Annotated in this window: 21 protein-coding genes and 1 pseudogene; 8 read left to right on the top strand and 14 right to left on the bottom strand. The window is 61.2% G+C overall.

The features are described 5' to 3' along the window. Positions 1-241: 241 nt before the first annotated feature. From AC1Z32_RS09215 to mdlC, 5 genes are all read right to left on the bottom strand, one after another. Entirely contained in the window at positions 242-1,705 is a 1,464-nt protein-coding gene (locus AC1Z32_RS09215) for a benzaldehyde dehydrogenase (protein ID WP_483478417.1), read from the bottom strand. Positions 1,706-1,746: 41 nt separating this feature from the next. Next, positions 1,747-3,093, bottom strand: coding sequence for an MFS transporter (locus tag AC1Z32_RS09210; RefSeq protein WP_483478416.1), 1,347 nt, complete (start codon positions 3,091-3,093; stop codon positions 1,747-1,749). Positions 3,094-3,198: 105 nt separating this feature from the next. Further along, positions 3,199-4,278, bottom strand: a complete 1,080-nt coding sequence (locus tag AC1Z32_RS09205) for an enolase C-terminal domain-like protein (protein WP_483478415.1) — start codon at positions 4,276-4,278, stop codon at positions 3,199-3,201. A gap of 12 nt (positions 4,279-4,290) precedes the next feature. After that, positions 4,291-5,463 (bottom strand): alpha-hydroxy-acid oxidizing protein, encoded by a 1,173-nt coding sequence (locus AC1Z32_RS09200; RefSeq protein WP_483478414.1) that lies wholly within the window; start codon positions 5,461-5,463, stop codon positions 4,291-4,293. A gap of 19 nt (positions 5,464-5,482) precedes the next feature. Beyond that, positions 5,483-7,060, bottom strand: coding sequence for a benzoylformate decarboxylase (gene mdlC / locus AC1Z32_RS09195; RefSeq protein ID WP_483478413.1), 1,578 nt, complete (start codon positions 7,058-7,060; stop codon positions 5,483-5,485). A gap of 106 nt (positions 7,061-7,166) precedes the next feature. On the opposite strand from mdlC, the gene AC1Z32_RS09190 reads away from it, so the two are divergent. The 3 genes from AC1Z32_RS09190 to AC1Z32_RS09180 all read left to right on the top strand — a co-directional run bounded on the left by AC1Z32_RS09190 (position 7,167) and on the right by AC1Z32_RS09180 (position 9,877). Next, a complete protein-coding gene (locus AC1Z32_RS09190; protein ID WP_483478412.1) occupies positions 7,167-8,060 on the top strand; it encodes a LysR family transcriptional regulator in 894 nt (297 codons plus the stop codon). 39 nt (positions 8,061-8,099) lie between these two features. Next, entirely contained in the window at positions 8,100-9,161 is a 1,062-nt protein-coding gene (locus AC1Z32_RS09185) for an IS630 family transposase (RefSeq protein ID WP_483476817.1), read from the top strand. 212 nt (positions 9,162-9,373) lie between these two features. Further along, the gene (locus AC1Z32_RS09180) at positions 9,374-9,877 is read left to right on the top strand and encodes a hypothetical protein (RefSeq protein ID WP_483478411.1); all 504 of its coding nucleotides are present in this window, start codon (positions 9,374-9,376) and stop codon (positions 9,875-9,877) included. Between the two features lie 149 nt (positions 9,878-10,026). On the opposite strand, the gene AC1Z32_RS09175 is transcribed toward AC1Z32_RS09180, so the two are convergent. Continuing rightward, complete coding sequence (locus AC1Z32_RS09175; protein WP_483478410.1) at positions 10,027-10,398, bottom strand: hypothetical protein; 372 nt, start codon at positions 10,396-10,398, stop codon at positions 10,027-10,029. 143 nt (positions 10,399-10,541) lie between these two features. Then, positions 10,542-11,135, bottom strand: coding sequence for a hypothetical protein (locus AC1Z32_RS09170; RefSeq protein WP_483478409.1), 594 nt, complete (start codon positions 11,133-11,135; stop codon positions 10,542-10,544). Positions 11,136-12,604: 1,469 nt separating this feature from the next. Between AC1Z32_RS09170 and AC1Z32_RS09165 the strand changes: the two genes are divergently transcribed. The 5 genes and pseudogenes from AC1Z32_RS09165 (at position 12,605) to AC1Z32_RS09145 (ending at position 16,832) form a co-directional block, all read left to right on the top strand. Further along, positions 12,605-12,988, top strand: a complete 384-nt coding sequence (locus AC1Z32_RS09165) for a VOC family protein (RefSeq protein ID WP_483478408.1) — start codon at positions 12,605-12,607, stop codon at positions 12,986-12,988. Between the two features lie 400 nt (positions 12,989-13,388). After that, positions 13,389-13,652, top strand: a pseudogene (locus AC1Z32_RS09160) (DUF4158 domain-containing protein); the annotation flags it as partial. A 400-nt stretch (positions 13,653-14,052) separates the two neighbouring features. Further along, positions 14,053-14,331 carry a LysE family translocator gene (locus AC1Z32_RS09155; protein WP_483478407.1) on the top strand — a complete coding sequence of 93 codons (279 nt, stop codon included), beginning with the start codon at positions 14,053-14,055 and terminating at the stop codon, positions 14,329-14,331. A 347-nt stretch (positions 14,332-14,678) separates the two neighbouring features. Then, positions 14,679-15,371: an alpha/beta hydrolase family protein gene (locus AC1Z32_RS09150; RefSeq protein WP_483478406.1), complete on the top strand. Its 693-nt coding sequence runs from the start codon at positions 14,679-14,681 to the stop codon at positions 15,369-15,371. A gap of 744 nt (positions 15,372-16,115) precedes the next feature. Then, positions 16,116-16,832: a hypothetical protein gene (locus tag AC1Z32_RS09145; RefSeq protein WP_483478405.1), complete on the top strand. Its 717-nt coding sequence runs from the start codon at positions 16,116-16,118 to the stop codon at positions 16,830-16,832. A 235-nt stretch (positions 16,833-17,067) separates the two neighbouring features. Here the strand turns inward: AC1Z32_RS09145 and AC1Z32_RS09140 are convergent, their stop codons facing one another. From AC1Z32_RS09140 to AC1Z32_RS09110, 7 genes are all read right to left on the bottom strand, one after another. After that, positions 17,068-17,811, bottom strand: a complete 744-nt coding sequence (locus AC1Z32_RS09140) for an ABC transporter ATP-binding protein (RefSeq protein ID WP_062607476.1) — start codon at positions 17,809-17,811, stop codon at positions 17,068-17,070. 15 nt (positions 17,812-17,826) lie between these two features. After that, positions 17,827-18,690: an ABC transporter ATP-binding protein gene (locus tag AC1Z32_RS09135; RefSeq protein ID WP_062607425.1), complete on the bottom strand. Its 864-nt coding sequence runs from the start codon at positions 18,688-18,690 to the stop codon at positions 17,827-17,829. 15 nt (positions 18,691-18,705) lie between these two features. Next, positions 18,706-19,593, bottom strand: a complete 888-nt coding sequence (locus AC1Z32_RS09130; protein ID WP_062607477.1) for an ABC transporter permease — start codon at positions 19,591-19,593, stop codon at positions 18,706-18,708. A 77-nt stretch (positions 19,594-19,670) separates the two neighbouring features. Further along, positions 19,671-20,720, bottom strand: coding sequence for an ABC transporter permease (locus AC1Z32_RS09125; protein WP_483478404.1), 1,050 nt, complete (start codon positions 20,718-20,720; stop codon positions 19,671-19,673). 42 nt (positions 20,721-20,762) lie between these two features. Then, positions 20,763-22,364 carry an ABC transporter substrate-binding protein gene (locus AC1Z32_RS09120; RefSeq protein ID WP_483478403.1) on the bottom strand — a complete coding sequence of 534 codons (1,602 nt, stop codon included), beginning with the start codon at positions 22,362-22,364 and terminating at the stop codon, positions 20,763-20,765. A gap of 91 nt (positions 22,365-22,455) precedes the next feature. Next, entirely contained in the window at positions 22,456-23,610 is a 1,155-nt protein-coding gene (locus AC1Z32_RS09115; protein WP_483478402.1) for a mandelate racemase family protein, read from the bottom strand. 51 nt (positions 23,611-23,661) lie between these two features. After that, on the bottom strand, positions 23,662-24,876 hold the full coding sequence (locus AC1Z32_RS09110) for a porin (RefSeq protein WP_483478401.1): 1,215 nt from the start codon (positions 24,874-24,876) through the stop codon (positions 23,662-23,664). Between the last annotated feature and the right edge of the window lie 257 nt (positions 24,877-25,133).

The raw sequence follows: 25,133 nt of genomic DNA, 5'->3' as shown, positions 1-25,133 counted from the left end.
CTGTGATTGGTCCGTCTGAAGCGGAGGTGATGAGTCGCTCCCTCCGCCGCATGCGGAGAAGCCGACGCCGATTGCTGGCGCGAGCGCGAGGGTACCTGCACGAGTGACGAATGTGCGACGACTCATCGATGTGGGCTTATTCATTGACTGTCTCCAAGTCTACAGCTTTCTATGCACGTGCTCTTTGACCCGCCACGAACAACGAGTCCGTGGCTGGGTTCCATCCATCTATTACGTCATCTCAGAACGGATACTGGATTGGCTTGTCGGTCAGGCTGACCCATTGGGTTTGCGTGAACTCATGCACGTTTGCTGGCCCACCGAAGCGGCCGCCATTGCCAGACGCGCCCATGCCGCCAAAGGGGACATGGAACTCGTTGTTCACCGTTTGGTCGTTGACGTGAACCATGCCGGCGCGGATTCGCGATGAGATTGCCAGACCGCGCGACATCGACTGCGTGTGGACAGCCGCAGCCAGCCCGTATTCCGAGGAATTGACCAGTTCCACTGCTTCGTCGTCGCTGTCGAAGACGGTGATTGGAGCGATGGGCCCGAAAATCTCTTGTTCGTAAGCCGCCATACCCGGTTTCACGCCGGCGAGAACGGTCGGTTCGTAGAACAGTCCGCTGTACTTCCCACCAGCCAAAACCGTGGCGCCTGCGCCAACGCTCGACTGAACGATGTCATTGATTCGGTCGCGCTGCTTCTGGTTAATCAGCGGGCCCAGATGCACTTGCTCCTTCGCGGGATTTCCGACCGCGAGGTTACGAGCACGCTCGGCGAGTCGCTGTGCGTATTTCTCAGCGATGGACCGGTGCACAAGGTGACGGCCAGTCTGCATGCAGATTTGACCTTGGTGCAGGAATGAACCCCATGCCCCGCTGGACGTTGCTGCCTCGATGTCCGCGTCCTCGAGGACGACGATGGCGTTGTTCCCGCCGAGCTCCAGCGCAACTTTCTTCAGCATGCGACCGCAGATTTCGCCGATGGAGCGACCAACCGCCGTCGAGCCGGTGAACGAAATCATGGCGACCTTCGGATGGCGCACGAGTGCGTCGCCCGCAGCCGGACCGCCCGGAATCACATGCAATACGCCAGCAGGCAGGCCCGCATCTTCAAAGACTTTAGCCAGCAGAAGACCACCAGCCACCCCACTCTGCGGGTCCGGCTTCAAGATGACCGCATTGCCAAGCGCAAGAGCGGGCGCAACAGACCTCATCCCAAGAAGAATCGGGAAGTTCCAAGGTGCGATGACGCCGACGACACCCACCGGTACTTGGCGGCAGATGTTCATCCGGCCTGGAATCGCCGAAGGATAAAGCGCTCCCTCGGACTGCATGGGAATCGCCGCTGCCATCTGCAATTGCTCGTATGTTGCGTGCATCTCCCACTCAGCCTTCGGGCGCGTCGAGCCGCACTCTCGAACGTTCCACTCGTTGATTTCGGGCGCGCGCTCCTTCAAAAGACGTGCTGCCTCTCGCATGATTGCTGCACGCTGGTCAAAGGGCATCGATGCCCACGCTTCCTGAGCCTTCGTCGCAGAAACGACCGCGTTATCGATGTCTTCGGCCGAACTGACACCAATCAATCCGATGCTCTCGCCGGTCGCCGGCTCGACGACTGCCTGGGTCCCACCCGCCGCCGTCTTCCAGCCGTCCGAAAAAATGCGCCCGTTCCAAACTTGCGACTCACCAATATTGCTCATACTATTTCTCCGTGATGCATGTTGATGCTTTTCCTGGATATTCACTTCGCCTGTGAAGCGAGCGTGTGCACCGGATGTTCAGCGCGGACGCGGCGGCTCGAAATCAGCAAGACCGCGATTGCGGCAACGATTCCCGGTGCTGCGAATACGAGAAAGCTGAAACTGACGGCAAATTTTTGTGCGAGCAGATACCCACCGAGAGCCGGACCAGCCATGGCGCCGAAGCGTCCTGCCGCGGCCGCCCAACCTACACCGGTCGAACGGATACCGGACGGATAGAGCTGCGCGGCGAATGCGTGAGCGATACACAGCGTTCCGATGGTCGTTGCGCCGGCCGCCATCAACAAGATGTTCAAGACGATGGGGGACTGCTTGTAGCCCAGCAATCCGATAGAGACGGCAGCCACTGCAAAGAAGAGAATCAATGTGGGCTTGCCACCGAAGCGGTCCGCCAACCAACCGCTGCACAAGCCACCGATGACCGCGCCGATGTTCAATGTAATCAGGAACGAAAGGCTCGAGCCGAGGGAATAGCCGTTTGCGGCCATCAGCTTGGGCAACCATGTATTGAGGCCATAGACCATCAGCATGCACATGCCGAACGCAACCCAGAGGAACAGGGTGTCCATCAGTCGACCATGGGAAAACAGCTCAACGGCGCGCACACGAGCCTGCTCCACGTCTTCCTCCTCGGCCGCCAAACTTGGCGCACTGCCGTGAAAGTCCGGGGCATAACTGCGCAAGACGGGTTCGACTTGAGCGAAGCGCTTGTGAGCAATCAGGTAGCTGATTGACTCGGGGAGCCATTTGTAAAAGACCGGGAAGAACAGCAGCGGGATGCCAGCGATAAGAAAGTTCGCGCGCCAGCCAAATTCCGGCGTGATTGCTTTCCCAATTAGCGCGGCAACAACACCGCCAACGGAAAAGAAGCTCAACATGACGGTGACCATGATGTTGCGCTTGCTGCGAGGCGACATCTCCGTCACCAGCGCCACGATGTTCGGCACCATGGCTCCAAGACCCAGGCCCGTCATGAACCGGCAGAGGGCGAACTCGGTCGTATTGGTGCAGAAGGCGTTGCCAAACGCTGCAATCCCGAAGAGCACCAAGGAAAGGAGGATGATGCGGCGGCGGCCGAATTTGTCAGAAGAGCTGCCCAGTGTCAGGGCGCCCACCATCATCCCAAACAGCGCACTACTTCCGATGAACCCTGCGGTGACCGGCGAGAGCTGCCAATCATGCATGAGTTGGGGGAGGATTGACCCGTAAATCACCAGGTCGTACCCGTCAAAAAGCATCAGCAACGAACACCAAAACATGACCATGAGATGGCGGGAGTTAAGGCGCGTGTTGAACAACGCGTCACCAACGGCGGCGTGATGGTCCATCTTTGTCTCCAAATTTAAACTGTGGACAAGCTCTTGCCGGCTTTGAGTTAGTACAACGAATCTGCAATTGTTCGCTTCGTTGACGGTATGTTTCAAGGTTGTTTTTTAAACCAAGAACCTATTCACTTGGTCTTCTTTCCAGCGGATTCCGGCGCCGGCCTCATTGCCGAAATGCGCTTGCCCGTCTTTGAATTCAAGAACCGGCTCGAGGATGGGACCCGCGAGGTCCATCCGTTCGAGATAATGGGCGGTCGGGCTTACCGCAAGAACATGCGCGCTGAATTCTTGGAAGATGTGGCTCGACATCGGCAAGCTGTGTTGTTCTGCGATTGCACTGGCTTTCAACCAGCCGGTGACGCCGCCGATTTTCATAAGGTCCGGCATGCAGAAGTCGCACGCGCGGCTGTCAACAGCCTTTTGCATTTCGTCGGGGCCGAACCAGTTTTCACCCATCTGAACTGGAATTTTTAGCGCCTCACGGATTGATGCGTGGCCGGCATAGTCATGTTGCAAAGTCGGCTCTTCAATCCACGAAATGCCTTCAGCCTCCAGAGCACGGCCGCGACGTTTTGCTTCCGGCACCGACAGACCTTGGTTGTAGTCGACCAAGAGTTGCGCCGATTCGCCCGTCACCTGCTTCAACGCCCGCAGGACTTTCAGGTCGTACTCGAGCGTCGCGTAACCGATTTTCGTCTTGACGGCCTTGAAGCCGGCTTCCACTGCATCGCGAGCGCGCTTTGTGCCCAGTTCCACGTCATCCATGCTGTGGCTGTCATACGAAGCCACCGGACGCGCTTTTCCGCCAAGCAACTCGACGAGCGGCAACCGATGGGCCTTTGCCTTCGCGTCCCACGCGGCCATGTCGAGGCCTGCGGTGGCCATGCGCACGATGCCCGTGTTGCCGATAAGACGGAAACGGGCGTTGAACGCGCGGTCGATATCATGGGGAGACAGTGGCATGCCCTTCACGAGCGCACCAAGCGCCTCGACCATCTGGAGAGTCGGCTTCAGCGCCAAGGGCGTGTAAGTGAACACGTACGCGTGACCGGTGACATTCGCGTTCGTAAGCAGGTCAATCAACACCAGCGAAGCCGTAGCGACGGTGCCAACTGCCGTCTTCACGGGGTATTGAAGCGGCACATTGACAGCTCTTGCATGCAGGCCAGTAATTTGAATATCTTCCACGACAGCAACCTCTTATACAGATACCGAGTCGGCGATGCTCAAGTCATCGACATTGCAACGACCGCCATTCCATAAAAAATCCGAGTTGAGCTGGCTGGCGGAAGGACAACCAACTTGCGCCAACGTCGTGTCGATTTCGCCCTTGAGGAGCGCGAGGACCGCGTCGACACCGGCTTCTCCACCAGACGCGAGACCGTAAAGCGTCGCTCGTCCGAGAAGCACTGCACTTGCCCCCAACGCCACTGCTTTGACCACATCTGAGCCACGGCGAATGCCGCTATCAACGAAAACCGGCGCGGCAATGCTCTTCGCGGTTTCCTGCAGCACTTCGACTGGCGCTATGGCGCTGTCCAGTTGCCGACCCCCGTGATTCGAAAGAATCACCCCATCTGCTCCGAGCTCGATGCAGCGACGCGCATCATCAACCCGGCTGATGCCTTTAATCAGCAACTTGTGCGGCCACAGGTCGCGAAGCCACTTCAGGTCGTTCCACGCGAAACTCGCGTCCATCTGCCGGCTCATCAGCGCAGCTTGCAATTCAGTGTCCTGCACGTCCTGGCTTGCAAAATTTGCCAGTTGCGGCATCCCATATCTGACCAGGTCCAAAGACCAGCGCGGATGCAGCACGCCGTCAAGAATGGTCTTCGCTGAATACTTCACGGGCATCCCGAAGCCGTTCCTCAGGTCGCGTTCACGTTTGCCGTTCACACCGACGTCGGTTGTCAGGATGAGCGTCGTGTAACCCGCGTTCAACGCGCGCTTGACCAGCAGCTCAGCGAGCTTGCGGTGGACCACATACAACTGAAACCAGATATCACCGGTCGCCGCCTTCGCCACCTCTTCGATGGAAGCGGTCGATGCCGTCGACAACGCGAAAGGAATTCCGAACTTGCCAGCAGCGCGCGCGAGGGCCAGGTCGCCTTGTGGCCAGAAAATCCCGTTCAAACCGGTCGGCGCGATGACGAGCGGAGCGCTCGCCGCCTTCCCGAGGATGTTCACTTGCGTACTGCGAGAACTGACATCAACGAGACGGCGCGGCTGAAACCTGATTTTCCTGAAGGTGTCTTGGTTACGGCGAAGTCCAATCTCATCCTCCGCCCCGCCTTCGAGATAGTCGAACACCATCTTAGGGAGGCGCGCCTTGGCGCTAGCGCGAAAATCAGCGACATTTACGAGCATTTTCATAACACAGTACCTCTGCGCCTTAAGCCCGAGTCTCAACTTCGATTAACACTGGCTTCTTTCGAGCAAGGGCTTGTCGCAAGGCCGAAGTGAGCGACTCGGCCGAATCGGCGTGCAGCGCTTCAACACCGTAGCCGCGTGCGAGCGCGCAGAAGTCCAACCCAGGAACGTCCAACCCCGGCACGTTCTCGGCCTGCAGAACACCAGCGAACCATCGCAACGCGCCATACGTGCCGTTCTTCATGATGATGAAGATGGTCGGGATGTTGTACCGCGCCGCCGTCCACAGAGCCTGAATGCCGTAGTTCGCCGAGCCGTCGCCAATCACGCCAATGACGCGGCGCCCGGGCTTTGCCAACTGGATACCAACCGCCGCGGGAAGTGCGAAGCCGAGACCACCGGCGGCCGCGAAGTAGTAGCTACCCTGTTCGGTCATGCGCAGGCGCTGCCACAGAATGTTCGTGGTCGACGTCGATTCGTTCACGTAGATTGCGTCACGCGGCGCCATTTCATCGAGAATGTCGAAAACGCGTTCCGGCGCCAACCGTCCTGCTTCAGCAGGAGCCGGTTCCGGACGGCGAACAGCGGCGGGCCTCGGGCGAGACGACTTCGAGACCGCATTGGTCAGCGCCTCGAGAGTCGGCACGATTTCGGCGATGATTGCATCGCCCATCGGCGCGCGCGTAGCCTCGTTGATGTCACAAGTGATTGCGATGAGACGCGTTCCTTGGGGGAGGAAATCGCCTGGTTCGTATTGGTGATAACGGAAGACGGGCGCGCCTACCACGAGCACCAGGTCATGACCCTCGAGCAGTCGGCTGATGCTCGCAATGCCTGCGGGCAAGAGGCCGCGGAAGCAAGCGTGGGTCGTCGGGAACGAGCAACGCGGCGCAGAAGGCGCCATCCAGACCGGCATCGACAGCTTTTCAGCGAGCGCCACTGCGAAGCCGTTTGCTTCGCTCGCGTCGACATCCGGACCGACAATCATCGCCGGGGTCTTAGCCTGCTCGAGTTCGCGAGCAAGACTCTGAAGCATTGCGGGCGTTGGGACACCCGCCATTTCAACGCGGCGCGTGGCGAGATAGTCAACGCCCGGAGCAGCCTCTCGTTTCCAGTCGTCATACGGGACCGACAGATAGACGGGACCTTTCGCGCCCGTGCTCGCCGTATGAATAGCGCGACTGAGTGCGAGCGGCACTTCCTGCGCGCAGGAGGGCTCGGAGCTCCACTTGACCAGCGGCTTCGGCAGCGAAGCAGCATCGACGTTTGCGAGCAGGGCCTCCACACCGACCATGGCGCGAACTTGCTGACCGGCCGTCACGACAAGCGGCGTGTGGGAGTTCCATGCGTTGGCGAGCGCGCCCATTGCGTTGCCCGTCCCCGCTGCGGAATGCAAATTCACCAAGGTCGGACGGCCCGTTGCCTGAGCGTAGCCATCCGCCATCCCTACAACGGCGCCCTCGTGCAACCCGAGAACGTAATTGAAGTCGCTCGGGAAATCCTTGAGAAACGGGAGTTCGTTGGAGCCCGGGTTCCCGAAGAAGGTTGTCAAACCCTGGGTTCTGAGGATTTCGTAGCACGCTTGGTGAATGGTCTTCATGGCATCAGTTCCGTCTCGATGGACCTATGCTATGAGGCCGAAGAAAATAAGACCAATCATCGTTTTTCTGTTCTTATAATAGATACCATCTATATTGGTGGTAACCATGAGCACCGACCTTAATTTGATTCGAACGTTCGTCGCAATTTACGAGACGCAGAGCGTTAGCGGGGCAGCGAAGCGGCTTAATATCACTCAGCCGTCCGTCAGCTACTCGTTGAATCGACTGCGGGACTTGCTCCACGACCCGCTTTTCACGCGCACTCGTGAGGGGATGGTCCCGACGTTCAATGCGACGCAGTTGTTCAACTCGTTCAGGGGAGCCCTGAACAGCATCGAGTCAGCCATCTCCGCGACGCGACAGTTCAACCCCTCGAAGTCGGAGCGCTCATTTAGGCTTGCGCTCTCCGACCTGGGAGAACTGTATTTCCTTCCCCTTCTGATTCGCGAGTTTCAAACGGTCGCACCGTCGGTTGGCCTCGAAATCGTGCAAATCGATAGCAGCGTCATTGCTGAATGGTTGCAGACCGGCTACGTCGATGCTGTAGTCGGAAATCTGCAGTTTGTCGGCGGCGAGGCAAGAAAAGCGACTTTGTTCAGCGAGAGCTATTCGTGCCTGTTGAGCGAATCACATCCGAGCATCGGCGATACGCTGTCGTTAGAAGAATTCGTGGCTGCAAACCACGTCGTGGTGGCACCCTTCACCGGCCACCATCTTGTCGAGGACGCTTTGAGCGAGATGGGCCTCAAACGGAAGATAGTCCTCCGGGTCCCACACTTCACCAGCCTATTTTCGTCGATTGCAACAACAGACCTCGTGCTGGCGCTACCAACACGTGTCGCGAAAGCCTTTGCGACGGATGGACGTCTAAAGGTCCTGCCGCTACCGTTCCAGATACAGCCGTTCGAGGTGAACTTGTACTGGTACCCGCATGCTGAGGACTCGGGCGCTCAGCAGTGGTTTTGCGAAACGATAAAGCGGACCTTGAGCCATGTCTAGTGCATTGCATCATTGAATTGGCACCCCAAGTGTGTTCAGATGCGGGTCATGGGCAAAATGAATCTGACCGATACCGAACGCGAGCAACTGCTGTCGGCGGCGCGCAGCCGAACGGTGCGTGCGGCGGACGTACGACGCGCGAAGTTGATCCTGATGCTCGAGGACGGCGAATCGCGCGACAGCATCATGCGCACACTGGGTTGCGACTCGCGCTTCATCGCGCGCTGGTCGGGGCGCTTTCTTAGCGAGCGACTGTCTGGCATGTACGCCCGACATCCCGGGCGCGCTCCCAAGCAGCCGCCAGCCAGACTTGAGGCGCGTGTGCTCAACCGTACTCTCAAGCACAAACCCACCGACGGCTCGACACACTGGAGCAGCTATAAGCTTGCGGCAGAGCTCGGCGACGTGTCGGTCTCGACCGTGCAGCGCATCTGGCGCAAGCATGGGGTCAAGCCGCAGCAGTTGGAGCGGCACATGGTCTCCAACGACCCGGACTTCGAGGCCAAAGCAGCCGACGTGATCGGGCTTTACCTGAACCCGCCGGCGCACGCAGCGGTGTTCTGTGTGGACGAGAAGACCGCGATTCAGGCACTCGACCGCAAGGACCGGATGCTGCCGCTGTCGCCGGGGCGCGCCGAGAGTCACGGCTTCGAGTACAAGCGCAACGGCACGCTCAGCCTGTTCGCGGCGTTCAATACTGCGACCGGCGAGGTGCTGGGCAGAACAGCGCCGCGCCACACCAGCGAACAGTTTGTGGCCTTCCTGACCGACGTCGTGGCCAGCCAGCCCAAACGCAGAGAAATCCATGTCATCTGTGACAACGTGAGTAGCCATAAGACGGAGCGGGTGGCCACCTTCCTCAACGCGCATCGCAACGTACGTCTGCACTTCACGCCGACCTACTCGTCGTGGCTTAACCAAGTGGAAAACTGGTTCTCGCGCATCCAGCGTGATGTGATCGCCCGGGGCATCTTCACTTCAGTAAAGGATCTGAATCGCAAACTCATGCGCTACATCCGCGAGCACAACAAAAATCCGAAGCCGATCAAGTGGAAGTATGACGATCCTTCGCGTCGAATCCGCCAGGTGCCAAATCAATGACGCAGTCGACTAGGTTCTTCGAGAACAGCGGAACCTCTGCGAAACTGTCCCAACACAATCTGCGAGGACCCGCGTTCTTCTGACGTCGATGAAGTATCAGCAGAACTGTTCTGGACGTGACGACTCGCGCGTGTCACCGAGCTTGAAAGGCGAAGTTGGTAACATACCGTGGTCGCGTGACATTACAAACAACTGAGGTGGATGAGTAGCGAATGGATATTTTCTATCACTCGCAGAGTTTCGAGCAGAACGTCAAGAACGGCTCGGTCGGTTTGATTGGCTCCAGTAGCGCGAAGATTGTTGAGTTGTCACATCGCTTGCCGAAGCGCGTATGGGTCTTCAAAACGCCCAGGGGTATGAAGGGCTCGATAGAGCTTGTGGCATCGCTGCTAGTCAGCGAGGAGCCAAGTGTCGCTGTGCAAAACGACCAACCGCACGTCATCTACTACGACGTCTTCTCCCCTCAATCCGTTATCTTTGCGGACGCTGGGACGCCGGACCGTATTGGCGAAGTCTCCAGACATTTCCAGTACCGTTGGAATACTGTCTTCAGAGCAAGCTTTCGAGGAGACGCTGGATTGCAGGCAATTGAAGCGGATGTCGTGCGCGGGCTGCAGGCTATGGTCTCAGACTGGGAGAAGGTGCAGATGCTCGAACGTGTGAAAGACCGAGACGGCGTGCGACCTATCAATCCTTTTGCGTCGCAATCGGGTTGAACGAGCCGGGTTTGGTTATCGAAAAGAAACCCGTCGCGAACGACGGGCCAAGATGAACGCGCCCATGCAAGACGCTTGCACAATATAGACGCTCTCTTCCGGTCGACTCAAGCGGTACGGTGAAACGATGTGTTTCGTAGATTGCGCCGTCAAAGGTCGGACACCTTCGTCGCAGCCATGGTCATCGGAGGTGCCAAAGCGTCGTTGAGAAGCGAGGCGACCTTGCTCTGCGGCGAGCGTTTAGCTGCAAGAAGTGCATCAAACTCATCTCGTGCTTTCTGAAGTTCGCTCATCGCTGCAGCAAGCCTTGCCAGCTGCACCGTCGGCTCCGCCCTTTCTGCTTTGAAATGCTCTTCCAATGCGCTTGATGCGGCTTGCACCTCTCTGGCGGCTTCCGCGACACGTGCAACTGCCCCAGCTTCGTCTGCATTCTTCTCGACTTGCCCCATCATCGTGTCCACAAAGTTCCGAGCGATGGTCACGTGCGATGGTGTGCTGCCGCACAGAGACAGTCGTCCCATGTTTCTGGTCGAGATGGCCGGAACGCCCGCCTTGACTCCCGGTCTCGGCGTCGCCCATGAGAGGGTTCACCTGCCCCGCCGGCAAGTCGTGCTCATGCCGGCTACTGGTCCACCCGATGCATAGGTTTACGGTCACCAACAGCCTACCTCTCATCGGTTGGCAAACGACGCTTCTTGTATGTCACTGCGACCGGCGAAGGGGGCGTAGAAGACGACGTGTACGGCAGTTCGTCAGGACCACCCTCCTGCGTGGCCGCAAGCAGAGCATCGTCGAGAGCGTTCCGAAGCGTTTGCTCTGAGTTGTCATCGACCACTAAGCGTCCGGTCTTGTCGTGACGCCCATCGTCTGGCGAAGTCGTTTCCAGTGCTTGCGGTGTGCCAGACAATGCCCACTGAGTCACGAGTTCTTGCGCCCGCGCATATGAACATGTAATGACACCTCGAACCGCTTCGGTCTGCAGCACGCGGCGTGCCTCCAGAGTCGCCGTGTCGACATGTTCGTCATCGGCCAGCATGAAGGCCGAGATGTCGAGGGAATTGGCATCGCCTGCCGCCAATCTCGCGTTAGTAGCGACCAGCTCGCGCCACCGGTCGAACCCGCATCCTAACGCCACTGCTTCAAGCGCTTGATTGATTCGCAACGCATTCTTGCCGCCGGCAAGTTCCTGCAAAAGTTCGGCTTTTTCCTGCGCGGTCTCCGCGGAAATCAAGTAGCGCGCCTTCGATGTGTCTTCCATGCCGATATCACCCTCCCTGCCACCTCTGCGACGCTCCATGTTCGGCGCGTTCGTCTACCTTGCGCACAGGAGCCGTCATGAGTAGCTCAGATAGTACGCAATCGTGCTCACAGGGTGACCACGTTACTCTTGATGCAGAGCGGCTTCAACCCGAAGCGGAGAATGTCGAAGTCAGGCTATCGCTCGGCCTCGAAGGAACTCCGCGACTTCACCACGCCGGCGCCCGGAGCACGCTGGTAACAGGCGGAAGACACCGATTCAGTGCGTTAGCGGAACCGATTGACCTGCGACTGCATAGGTAGCCCGAAATAGCGGCGTCGCATTGGCTTTGAATCGCCGCTCATACTTTGGGGCACTTTCGGCCGAAGCCGATTATTGCATCTCATTGGGGACCGGTTGGGAGCGACCCTCGGAGTCGCTCGGCGGCGTAAATGCGTGATTCACCTGGTCTCTCGTCAGCCTGGGGGGATTGCCCTCAATCGCTGGAACGGATGTGGGCGACTATCTGGCTAATACGCGATGCGTGTCACGACGCTGAAGGACATGTGATTCTGTTCCAAGCGCGCTTCGATGGCGTGCTTCACATCCTCGCTCCTCGGCACCTCAAGGTAACTTCTTCCCGCGAAGCCAGGCTCGAACTGGATGCTGGCTTCCTCCGCAATCGCCTGCAAGATGCTGTGTTCGGAAGATTGGAGAGTTTGGTCGTCTCCTTGATGGAGTACAGCGAAACATGTCGACATTGATGGACTCCCTTCGATAGTCGGTCTTTCGGCAGGCTGGCGCCCCTTTTCCTCTACTTCGCGGTGCGAGGAGCAGCGTTGATACAGACTAACAGACGAGTTTGACGCTGCTGCGACGCTCTTTGACCTATTGTCGCGCCGGACGAACGGTCCGTTACGCGACGAATAGTCGCTTCTGTCGGTACCTTTTTTTTGCTTGATTTGAGGATTCACATTCGCAGCATCTGAGGACAACGCTGCCCTCACTTCCTAAGCTACGACTCGTATTAGCAGGTTCTGCCTTGAAGACCGGCTCCGCATAGAAGCCGTGGACGAAAACGGGAGAGGTCTCCTGCCTCCGTCCGTTGGCGGAGGGCAGTCAACGGACTTGGCCAGCTCGATGCGTCAACTGAATCCCACATCGATGGACGGCGTGGACCGAGACGAGCTGCGTCAAAGATAGCGGTCTCCAACGGCTTGGCCAACATGCACTGGATTTAAGCCAGAATTGGACCGAATCGGCCACCTTGCCTCCAACTGCGACATCATTCTCGGAACAAGTTTGATTACATGGAAGGCAAAGTAAACATCGATTCGACCAGATTCACGAGGGCTTGGACCTAGTGACGAAGGGCGAATCCGTCCGTTCCGTCGTCATCGATTGAGTTTCTCGGCCGCGTCCTCATCCACGTGGTCGTCCCAATTCGTTACCGCTTCGTCTCATCAACCTCACTGACCTTAGGGAACGTCATGACCGTCTACACTCACGTCACCGTTGGCACGAACGACCTCGAGAAAGCACGCTCCTTTTACGACATAGTCCTGGGAGAAATTGGTCTCAAGCGAATTGCTGACCTCGACAACAACGGTTCGATTTGGGGCGAAAGCGCGCCGTCGTTCTTCGTTCTGAAGCCGGCCAATGGCCAGCCCGCAACGGTCGGCAACGGCGTCACCGTTTCGTTCGAGGCTCCGAACCGCGCGTCGATTGACTCGTTCCACAAGAAGGCACTGGCCGCTGGGGGCATGTGCGAAGGCGCCGCAGGTACGCGTGGTTGGGCTCCGAACGCCTACGCGGCCTATGTTCGCGACCTCGATGGCAACAAGCTGGCGGTGTACTGCTTCAAGCCGGAGTAAGTCGATAGCGGGTCGACCTCTCGCTGCATCACGCTTTGACGCCACTTTCCGCGGTGGCGTCAAAGCGGTCTCTATATACAGCGGTGGGATTCCGAGCTTCGCTTGAAAGGCCTTACGCATCGCGTCATAGGTCTTGAAGCCTGAGTCCGCTGCGACCTTCCCCATTCAGCATCTCAGTGCTACGACACGTTATTGACTGCCGAATCAGGGAGTCCGTGGTTTCTTTTAAGGGGTAATCGTCCTTTTCGTGCATGTATGGACCCGACGCCTTTTGCAAGCTTCTTGTTCGTGACGTCGAAACGGTCTGCATGCATGTATCTGGCTTGCCAGATGGGCAGTTGCCGAAGCACGCCCGTAGCCTCGATGAGATCCGCGCATCCCGTCCTTAGCAAATTCGCGGCTCGCCGAAAATGATGTCGCCGCGATCAACGCGCGCTTCCGGCGCGACCGACGCGCGGGTGCCGCGATTCAGTTGGTCTTTCTGCGGGCGAGCGGTGATACCCTTGACCATGTTGGCACCTTGCCGCGCCAGTTGCTGCGGTACGTCGGTGAGCGGCTCGACCTACCTACCCCGACGATTGCCTCGCTTCGCACGCTCTACCAACGCTACAAGACGCAGTACGAGCATCAGATCTGGGCTTGCGAATATCTCGGACTTCGGCGCACAGGGCTCACAGGTGTCGAACCAACACGTCATTCAAGCACTACGGCCCGAAGCCCGTAACAGACTGAATGCAATCCTTATGGGCGGTATGTTCCTGGGCGGTGCAGCCGGGTCTGCTGCGGCGAGCCTTGCATGGAATCGTGCTGGTTGGACGGCAGTATGCGTCCTCGGTGCAGTCTTCGCGGCTCTGGCGCTATGCGTTCATACTACCGGCCGCAAATCGGCTGCTCCCACCCACTGACTCCAAGGTCGCCCCGATCCGCGCTTCAAGCCTCGCCGATTGCTGGGTCGCAGGCGGCGAGGCGATCCGTCGATGTGATAAATCAGAGTCTTCGCCTGGGCCATTTATTCAGCGCCCGGGCATTTGGGTTTTCAACGTCACCGAAAGCGATCTTGTCGTATGGTCAACCTTCCGCTGCTCCTTGCGTTCGTCGGCGCCGCATCGATTCTTACCATTACGCCGGGAGTGGATACCGCGATCGTACTGCGGTCGGCTACGGCAGAAGGACGCCGCCCCGCGACTTTGACAGCAATCGGGATAGCACTTGGCTGCCTGATATGGGGCGCCGCGGTATCGCTGGGTCTTGGCGCATTGCTTCGAGCCTCGGAAGTGGCCTACACGGTCGTGAAGTTGCCGGTGCCGGATATTTGCTATGGTTGGGTGCGATGCTGCTCCTGAAGCCGCGTGCCGAGACTTCGACGGGCGCGGATTCCGAGATGCAGCGAAAGGATAGCGCCTTCTGGAGAGGGTTCTGACGAATATGCTCAACCCTAGCGTGTTCTATGTACGCTGATTGCAGTGTCGTAACAGCTCGCTGACAATGATGGGCGTGCAATTACGCCGTCGGGCTTGCGGTCGTCAACCGACACATCGCGACTGCGGCGCCGTTCACGATGGGCGCGCTCCATGGATCGGCCGGCAAACTCCGCCTGCGCAATGCCTTGCCGGAGGCCGCCACAAACGCTCCCCGATGCCTCATTGATGCAGAATCGGCGCAAAGGCCACAACGACACGACCTGAATACGATGGACGACCCAGAATCGCTTTCCCTGGCACTGCCCGACGGCACTAAGGTCTCTGCGCTCCTCCGCGTGCCGGAGGACGCGCGAGCCCTGTATGTCTTCGCGCACGGTGCCGGGGCGGGCATGCAGCACGCCGGCATGTCGTCATTGGCCGACGCGCTTGCGGCGGCTAATGTCGCCACATTGCGCTACCAGTTTCCGTACATGGAGCGGGGCTCCAAGCGGGTGGACTCGCCGGCCGTGGCACATGCTGCCGTGCGGGCAGCCGTCGCAGAGGCCCGCCGTCGGCTGCCAGCCCTGCCGCTGTTCGCGGGCGGCAGGTCGTTCGGCGGCCGCATGACGTCCCAGGCCCAAGCCATCTCCCCGCTCGACGACGTGCGTGGCCTCGCTTTCGTCGCGTTCCCGCTGCACCCGGCGGGCGCGCCCGGCGTGGACCGGGCACAGCACCTGGCGGACGTCACGGTGCCGATTCTCTTCCTGCAGGGCACGCGCGACAAGCTGGCCGAGCTTCACCTGCTGAGGTCGGTCGTCGAGACGCTGGGGCCACGCGCCACGCTGCATGTGGTGGACGACGCAGATCATTCGTTCCACGTGCGCAAGTCCTCCGGCCGGGCCGATGCGGAGGTCGTGCTCGAGCTGGCACGGACGATGTCGGCGTGGTTCTTCGCCGAAGGAGAGTTCGTGCCCGTTACCTGAGCAAGCGCAGGAGTGCTAGCAGCAGAGCCGGGACGGCGAGCCGGCGAACTCGCCGTGCTGCACTCGCCCGCTCAATCCCTTCGCTATCCGAAGATGGTCTGTCGCATAGCCACGATAAGCGACGCCTGTCGCGTCAGCGACGTTTTCCCAGTGCCGAGTGAGTGAATTTGTCAGATCCGCTTGCGGTGATCCGCCCCGGAAATCGCGGAGGGCATGTGCTTTGACTTGGCCGACACACCTCCGGTGTCGCCGCCGATCCGTGAGTGACCGCTCAGGTAGGCGGACGGAATCAGACTGGCGGAGCGTCGAACGACGCGCATTGGCCGGTCACTGCCCGACGCGGTCGCCCGAAACCGACCCACTTGAGCCACCGGTGAAGAGCCGGCGAGCGTCCGATCGACGACACAAATGAAGCAATGACACGCAACATTGCAGGCGGCGGGAATATGCCTGCCGCTCGTCTTGACGCACGCGGAAGTGCTGGATAACCCGCAGTGCGAAGAACTTGAGCAGCACGCCTGCCATCTCCGACGCCGCGCCTCGCTGCGTGACGCCACGGACGATTTCCCGAGTGGAATGGCAATCGGCACCGCAGCGTGAACGAAAGCGCCGGTAACAGTCCTCACAGTTGTTTCGCGGCGCCTGAATTGCCGCCTCGTTGGATCGATCCCTGTCAAGACTTGAAGTTGGCCGCCGCTTGGCCTGGCATGAACAAAGTACCCACACAGATCACGGACGCTGAACATGAATCCCTCAACGAAGGACTCGCGACTTCATTGGATCGACCCGGGCAAGCGGCTCAGAGCCCCCCGAGCTGCTGCCGTCGCCGGCATCTTGTTTTCTGTCTTAATGATTACCGGCCTTCTGCTGCTGCGCCGTTCTGTTCCGGTCGGCCCTATCGAAGCGGGCCAGTGGCTTCGAGAAAGTTCGGGTACGGTAACTGTTGCGATCAACCTGGTGCCGTTTGCTGGCATTGCCTTTCTCTGGTTCATTGGCGTGCTGCGGGATCGTCTGGGCGATCGCGAGGATCGCTTCTTTGCTACGGTGTTCATGGGCAGTGGCCTCCTGTTCCTAGCGATGCTGTTTGCCGCGGCCGCGTTTGTCGGCGGGATTGTGGCCGCGTATAGGATTGGGTTCGATCGACTTCCCGGCTCGGTCACGTTCACCGTCGCGCGAGAGTTTGCAGACGAAGCCATGAATATTTACGCGGTCCGCATGGCCGCAGTATTCACGATGGCCACCAGTACACTTGCTCTTCGTACAGGCTTTGTTTCGCGCTGGATTGCGTTTATTGGATACGCCACCGCGCTCGCGTTGCTCTTTGCTGGTCACTACATAGTTTGGATCGTGCTTGTTTTCCCGATCTGGGTTCTCCTACTCAGCCTCCACATCCTGATCGACAATTTCGGCGTGTCGCCGGAGGTCGACACGGGTGATTCTGACAGGAAAGGCGACGCTTGATTCCTTGATCCAGGGGACGCTGGCGACAGACTGATTCCACTGATTCGGGCGCTCAGAATGGCCGATTTGTATCTAAATGCTGCCAATTTTTCTTGCAGGTTCAAGGGCCGCTCATGGGCCGGATCCGGTCTGACAGCAACAGCGAATGAAAAGTGCATGCGTCCCCGCGCCCCTCGCGCGTGACGCAACATGAGCAAGGTGACATCTGAGCGGCCTCTAGTGGACCCGATATGCGTCATGCATACCTAATAGAGGCCTCGAGCAAGGACTGTGTGTAATCCTGCTGCGCTCGGCCCTCGAGAAGCGATTCGACCGCGAGCGTTTCGACGATCTTCCCTTCGCGCATTACTGCAATCCGGTCGCACAGATGCGCAACGACGCCGAGATCGTGCGTGACCATCACGTAAGTTAGACCGCGCTCGCGCCGCAAGTCGGAAAGCAGATTAAGCACTTCGGCCTGCACGGAAACATCGAGCGCCGAGGTCGGTTCGTCGAGCAGCAGGATGCGCGGCTCGAGCATCAGACTGCGTGCGATCGCCACGCGCTGGCGCTGTCCGCCGGATAACTGATGCGGGAAACGCGTCCGGAACGAAGCGTCGAGGCCGACATCGGTCAGCGCGCGATCGATGCGCGCATCCACGTCACGCATGCCGTGAATGCGCAGCGGCTCGCCAAGCGCCGACGCAATCGTATGGCGCGGATGCAGCGAGCCGTACGGGTCCTGAAACACCATCTGCACGGTACGGCAGCGCTCGGGCGAAAGCGCATGCCCGAACGCGCGCCCGTCGATCCGAATGTCCCCGCTCCAGTGACGGATCAGCCCCGCGAGGCAACGCAGCAACGTGCTCTTGCCGCAGCCGGATTCGCCGACGAGCCCGAACACTTCGCCCGTCTGCACCGACAGCCGGATGTCGCGCAGCACGTGGTGCGCGCGCTCGCCGTCACCGAAGGTCAGGTCGAGTCCTGCGATATCGATCATGCTCATGCCGTCTCCTCAGAGTCCTTTCCATGCCGGGTCGCGCTGCAGTTGCGGCAGCCGCTCGCGGCGCCGGTCGATGCGCGGCAGCGTGTCGATCAGCCCGCGTGTATAGGGATGCCGCGCGTGCTCGAGATCGTCCGCCGCGCACGATTCGACCACGCGCCCCGCATACATCACGAGCACGCGGTCGCAGAAGTGCCGCACCAGATTCAGGTCGTGGCTGATGAAGATGAGCCCGATGCCGCGCTTCGCGATCAGTTCGTCGAGCACCTCGAGCACCTGCAGCCTCACGGTGATGTCGAGCGCAGAAGTCGGCTCGTCCGCGATGATCACGTCCGGCTCGGGAATCAGCATCATCGCGATCATCACCCGCTGCCCCATGCCGCCGGAAATCTGGTGCGGGTACTGTCCGTACACCCGCAGCGGGTCTCGAATGCGCACGCGCTCGAGCATCACGAGCGTTCGCTCGCGCGCTTCGACGGCGCTGCACCTGACGTGCGCGCGATACGCCTCCGCAATCTGCACGCCGACCGTCTTCACCGGATTCAGCGAAAACTTCGGGTCCTGCATGATCATCGACATGCGACGACCGCGGATCGTGCGCATCGTCGCTTCGTCGGCGCGCAGCAGATCGGTGTCGGCAAAACGCAGCGCGCGGGCGTCGATCGCCGCATGGCGCGGATGCAGCTTCAGGAGCGCGCGGCCCACCGTCGACTTGCCCGAGCCGGATTCGCCGACGATCGCAAGCTTCTCGCTGCCAAGCGTGAAAGACACGTCGCGCACGGCGTGCGTGATGCCGGTCTCGGTCGCGAAGCTGACGCGCAGGCCATCGACGACGAGCTTCGGATCTGCCGCGAGGCTGAAGGATTGATTGGTCATGTCGCGCTCCGTGGTTCAGTTCGCGCGCGGATCGAGCAGATCGCGCAATCCGTCGCCGAGCAGGTTGAAGGCGAGACTCACGATCATGATCGCGCCGCCGGGCGCCGCGACGAGCCACCATGCATCCATCATGTAGCGCCGCCCCGCCGACACCATCGCGCCCCACTCCGGCGACGGCGCCTGCGCGCCGAGGCCGAGAAAGCCGAGGCCGGCGGCGGTCAGGATGATCGTCGCCATGTTCATCGTGAGACGCACGATGACCGAGGACACGCACATCGGCCACACGTGCCAGACGAGAATGCGCATGGGCCGCGCGCCCATCAGCCGGACGGCGGCAATGAAGTCCGCGTTGCGGAACGAAAGCGTTTCGGCGCGCGCGAGGCGCGCGATCGGCGGCCATGACGTGAGCGCGATCGCGATCACCGCGTGTTCGATTCCCGGCCCGAGCGCGGCGACGAACGCGAGCGCCAGCACGAGGCTCGGAAACGAGATGAAGATGTCGGTCACGCGCATGAACACGGTATCGACCCAGCCGCCGAAATACGCGGACGCCGTGCCGATGGCAAGGCCGATCGGCCCGACGATCACGCTCACCAGCACGACGATGAACAGCGTGATGCGGGTGCCATAAATCAGCCGGCTCAGGATATCGCGGCCATACTCATCTGTGCCGAGCCAGTGGCCCGCGCCGGGCGGCGCGAGCGCGAAGGCGAGATGCTGGGCGTACGGATCGGCGGGCGCGACGAGTGGCGCCAGCACGGCCACGACGACGAGCAGTGCGACCACGATCGCGCCGGCACAGGTCATCGGAGTGCGCAGTAGCCGGCGCGCGTGACGCAGGAGCGCGGCGAGCCGGTCGGACGAAGCCGGCTGCGGGCGAACGGAAACGGAAGACGGGTTCATCGTATCGGGCAACGGGTTGGGTTGAGCGGAGGCCGGCATGGCGCGCGATGAGGCGCGTGACGGAAGCGGCGGCGCATTCATGGTCGCGTGCGGGGATCGACGACCTGGTACAGCACGTCGGTCAACAGGTTCAGCACGATGAAGACGAGCCCGACGAGCAGCACGCAGCCCATCACCGCGTTCATGTCGCCGAGCAGGAGGCTGCTGGTCAGGTACTGGCCGAAGCCCGGCCACGCGAACACGCTCTCGATCAGCACGGCGCCTTCCAGCAACGTGCCGTACACGAGCGCGACGACAGTCAGCAATTGCACGAGGATGTTCGGAAATACGTGGCCCCACACGACCGCGCGCTCGGACAGCCCTTTTACGCGCGCGGTCAGCACGTATTCCTGCGAGAGCTGCGTCAGCATGAAGCTGCGCGTCATGCGGCTGATATAGGCGGTCGAGTGCAGGCCGAGAATCGTCGCGGGCAGCATCAGGTGATGGAGCGCGCTTTTCCAGACGGCCCAGTCGCCGCGCAGCGCCGCATCGATCAGCAGAAAGCCGGTCACGGGCGCAACGACGCCCTCCTCGCCCAGCCCGACGCGTCCGACACCGCCCGTCCAGCCGAAATGTGCGTAGAACACCAGCAGCGCGAGCATGCCGACAAGGAAAATGGGCGTCGAATAGCCGAGCATGCCGCCGACGCGGATCGCCTGGTCCGCGAAGCGCCCGCGCCGCGTCGCCGCGAAGACGCCGAGCGGAATGCCGAGCAGCGCGCCGAATACGATCGCCGCGGTGGCGAGCTCGACCGTTGCCGGGAACACGCGGACGATATCCTCGGCGACCGGGCGGCCCGTCAAAAGCGCGCGGCCGAGATCGCCATGCGCGAGATGGTCAAGATAAGAGCCGAATTGCGCCCAGACGGGCTTGTCGAGGCCGAGCTGTCGATACACCTCGCGGTAGGTCGCCTGATCGGCGTCGGGGCCGACGACGGACAGCACCGGATCGATCGGCATCACGCGGCCGATCACGAAGGTCAGCGTGAGCAGACCGATCAGGCTCACGCCCGCCTTCGCGACGCGGGCGCCGATGCCGGCCACGCGCCGGCGCGTCGCGCCGGAGAACATCGGTAAAGTCAGGTTCATTTCAGTCGCCTGCACGGAATGGAGTTGGGAACTGCGCGAGGTTCACGACGTCTTGCCCACGGCCCAGAGCCGGGTGGTCCAGACGGGGCTCGGCACGTAACCGTCCACGCCGCGTCTCACGACGACGGTGTTGGTCGATTGCGACACCGGCAGGATCGGGCCGACGAGTTCGGCGTAGCGCTGCTGGATCGCCTGATACAGCTTCGCCTGGCTTTGCGGATCGGGGTCCGCCTGCGCGGACGCGAACCAGCGGTTGATCTGCTCGTCCGCGAAGCCGGTGCGCCAGCCCTGGAAGTTGGTCAGCTTCGCCGCATCGCGGTTGTCGGGGTTGTAGACGAGCGCGCGCACGTTCGAAAACGGGTCCGGCTCGAGCCCTCCGCCGCCGCGCCCGACCACGATATCGAAGCGCCGGTCGCGCATTGCGCCGTACACCTGATTGCCGGTGCCGGTAATTACCTGCGCGCGGATGCCGGCCTGCGCGAGCGTCGCCTGCAGCGATGTCGCGATGTTCAGGAACGGCGGGTCGGCCAGCACGCGAATGGTCGTGTCGAAGCCGTCGGCGTAGCCGGCCTGCGCGAGCAGCGCGCGAGCGTGGCTCACGTCGAGCCGGTAGCCGGGGTCGGGCAGCGAGCCCGGCAGGCCGGACTGCACCGGCCGCTGATGCGGCACACCGTAGCCCGCCATCACGTAGCGGTTGATGCCGTCGTAGTCGATCAGTCTGCGCACGGCCTCGCGCACCCGCGCATCCGCGAACGGCTTGCTCTGCATGCTGAGCGCGACGTAGTACATCGCGCCGGTGGCCACCGTCATCACGTCGACGTGCGGGTCGCGGCGCATCGCGACGAGATCGGGCGCGGAGAGGCCGAGCGCGAGATCGATATCGTCGCGATCGAGCATGAAGCGCAGCGCCTGCGATTCCGGAATGTGCCGCAGCACCACGCGCCGCAGCTTCGCCGGGCCACGCCAGTACGCGGCATTGCGCGTGAGGATCATTACGTCTTCCGGCTTCCATTGCGCGAGCGCGAACGCGCCCGAGCCCGCCGCGTGCGTCGCGAGCCAGCCGCCGCCGTAGTCGTTGCCACGGGCGTGCGCGAGCACTTCGCGCCGGTCGAGCACCGCCGCGCCGATCGACGTCGCGAGCGTGTAGATGACGAGCGTTGGATCGACGGCGTGCGGCAGCGTGATGGACAACGTGCGGTCATCGGCGGCGCGCACGAGCGTGTCGACGTTCTGCGCGGAAAAGCCGTAGCTCTTCCACGGCGAGGCGAGCGCGCGGTTCATCTTGACGGTGCGTTGCAGCGACCACGCGGCGTCGTCGGCGGTGAGCGGATCGCCGGACTGGAACGTCACACCGGCGCGCAACCTGAAGTCGATGCGACGCCGGTCGGGCGACACGGTCCAGCTTTCGGCGAGCCCCGGTAATATGTGCGTGACCTGCTTCGGATCGAGCTCGACCAGGAAGTCGTACAGGTTCGCCGCAACCGGCATCACGTCGTTGCCGGTCGCCGCGGCGGGGTCGAGCGTCAGCACGTTGTTCATGTTCATGCCGACCAGCAACTGGTCGGCGGGCGTCGCGGCATGCGCGGCCGCGACGTATCCTGCGCAGAGCATGGCGGCGAGCGCCGGCACGTACGGCAGTTTCATGTTGCGTCTCCTCCTGCGCCGGCTGTCGCGCGCCCGGTGCGTCGGGGCGGCAGCGGCGTCTTGCGCGAAATATCGATGGACTGTTACGCGCTTACCACGCGCGCGTCGCGTTCGCTTCGATATAGCCGAAGTTGATGTCCTCGCCCAGCCCCGGCAACGCGGACAGATGCACGAAGCCCTCGGCATCCATCGGGTCCGGCAGCGCATTCAGATAGGCCGGTGCTTCATCGTAGTCGAGGAACGGGTGCAGCAGGCCGCGCTCGTACCAGCGGCAGTTCTTGATGGCCGCGACGCAGGCGAGATTGGCCGCGCCGTTACCGTGCACCTCGCAATCCATGCCGAACGATTCGGCCAGATGCGCGACCTTCAGCGTCGGCGCGATGCCGCCGACACCCGGCACGCCGGCGCGCAGGATGTCGCACGCGCCCGCCGCCACCCAGTCCGCACGCGTGTGGTGCTTGCCGCTCGCGGTCTCGGGGCCGATCACGGGAATGTCGAGCTGCTGCGACAGCCACGTGTAGGACGCCATGCTCGATTCGCTCATCATCTCCTCGAACCACGTGAATTTGAGCTTCTCCAGCTCGCGGCCGATGTAGAGCGCGTCCATCCGACTGTACCAGTGGTAGCCGTCGAGCATCAGCGCGATGTCCGGGCCGACCGCCTCGCGCACCGCGGCGCAGGCTTTCACATCCATTTTCGGATTGGGCGCGAACGAAACCGGCGGCATCCACGTATGCAGCTTGATCGCGCGATAGCCGCGCTCGACGAGCTTCTCCGCGAAGCGCGCGAAGTCCTCGGGCGTCGCGAGTCCGCCGGGGAGGCTGTCGCCGCACATGGTGCTGCCGTAGGCGGGCACCTTGTCGCGGTAGCCGCCGATCAATTTGTACACCGGCACGCCGAACGCGCGGCCTGCCAGATCCCACAGCGCCTGCTCGACGGCCGCCAGGGCACGGTCGGTCAACTGGCCGGCGCTGCCGCGCTGGCGCAGCGCGAGGTCATGCCAGATCTGCTCGCGCATCAGCGGATCGCGGCCGATCAGCGACTTGCGCAGCGCCGAATCGATGACGAACGGCCGAATCACCTCCGGCGGCGCGAATGCGTGGCCGGCGTGGCCGTCGTCGGTTTCCACCGTCAGCATCGCCAGTTCGGCCGGGCGCTCCTCGCCCACGTGCGAATGCCCTTCACTGTCCACGCCGCGCTTGCTCGGATAGGTAAATGCGACGCCTTTGACCCGCTCGATTTTCATGAGACTTCCTGTCACTGTGAGAACTTGAACTTCGTATCGGCCGAGTCCCGATCAGAACGCATGGCGGAAACCGACCATGGCTACGAACTGCGAACCGCCCGAGGACGGCATCGATTCGCCGATCCGTCCGACGGTCGCGACCGAATCGACGATATTGCCCGCGCCTTTCGAGCCGAGCGTCTTGCCTCGCGCCATCTGATAGGCCTCGAGCAAGTAGACCGTGCTGCGCTTGGAGACGAAATAGGTCTGCTCGAACGAGAACTGATGGAACCGCGCCGGATCGCTGATGCCGTTCGCCGAGGTTGCACGGGTATAGCTGTACCCCGCTGCGAGCCCGGTGAACGGCGTCGGGTTCGCCTCGGCGGTGATGCCGTAGTTGTTGAAGATCGCCGTGTCCGTGAAAAGCGAGCCCGAACCCGGCTTGTACTGCGTATTCGAATAGTTGAGACCGATCTTCACCGGCCCGAACACATATTTGCCGGCGGCTGCGATGTACTGGACCGCATGGGTGCTCACATAGCCTGCATTGATGGGCGACTGGTCGAACGTGCCGGTCGCGGTCGGGCTGAAGGTGCCGGCCACGTTGTTGTTCGTCACCCGCAGATAGCCGACCGCGACATCGACTTTGCCCGCCGTATAGCGTGCCGCCGTGCTGAACGTATTGCCAGACGGAAACTGGCCGGCGACACCGCCGAGCGCATAGAGCGTGCTCACCTGCAGCCCGTGGAAGGACGGCGTCGTATAGGTGATCGCGTTGCTCGCGCGGCTGTCGACGTCCAGCTGATCGATGTCGCCGGGGTGCGCGCCGGTCGCGCCGGTGAGCGCCGGCGCGGGGCCGAGCGCGCCGACATAGAGCAGATAAGGCGTGTACTGGCGGCCGAACGTGAGCGTGCCGTATTGCGGGTTGGTCACGCCGACCCAGGCGAGGCGGCCGAAGATCGTGTCCTTGTCGGACATCGCGCCGGTATTCAGGTTGAAGCCGCTTTCGAGCCGGAACAGCGCCTGCGTTCCGCCGCCCAGATCTTCCACGCCCTTGAACCCGAACTTGCTGGACTCGAGGCTTCCGCTCTTGAGGAAGATGTTCGAGTGTCCGTGCTGGTTGCTGATATACGCGAGCGCATCGTCGACCGCGCCGTACAGGGTGATCGACGACTGCGCATTCGCGACGACCGGAAATGCGGCGCAGACCGCCGCCGCGAACCCGATTCGATGCATTCCAAGGATGCTGCCCATGAAGCGCGGCGCTCGTGACCGGACCTTTTCCATGTCGTCTCCATCGTTGTTGGTGTGAAGTGTTACGACGACTTTTAAGAGTGATTCGTCGTCGTACAACATAGCGACGGATACTACGGTCATCACATCACTCATCAAATGAGAGTTAACCCGTAATCGCGGATAAAATCTTTGCTTTTAGATATTTTCATATATTTATCAGTTACTTAAACTCAATATGTCGGCGATGGTTTGCGATTTCCCAATTGACAACCGTCGACCATGACATACCATCACTCAGTATTAATACT

The organism is Caballeronia sp. 11_S32 (genome assembly GCF_056930355.1).
The sequence above is the reverse complement of the archived record's forward strand: the minus strand, read 5'-3'. Positions and strand labels throughout refer to the sequence as shown.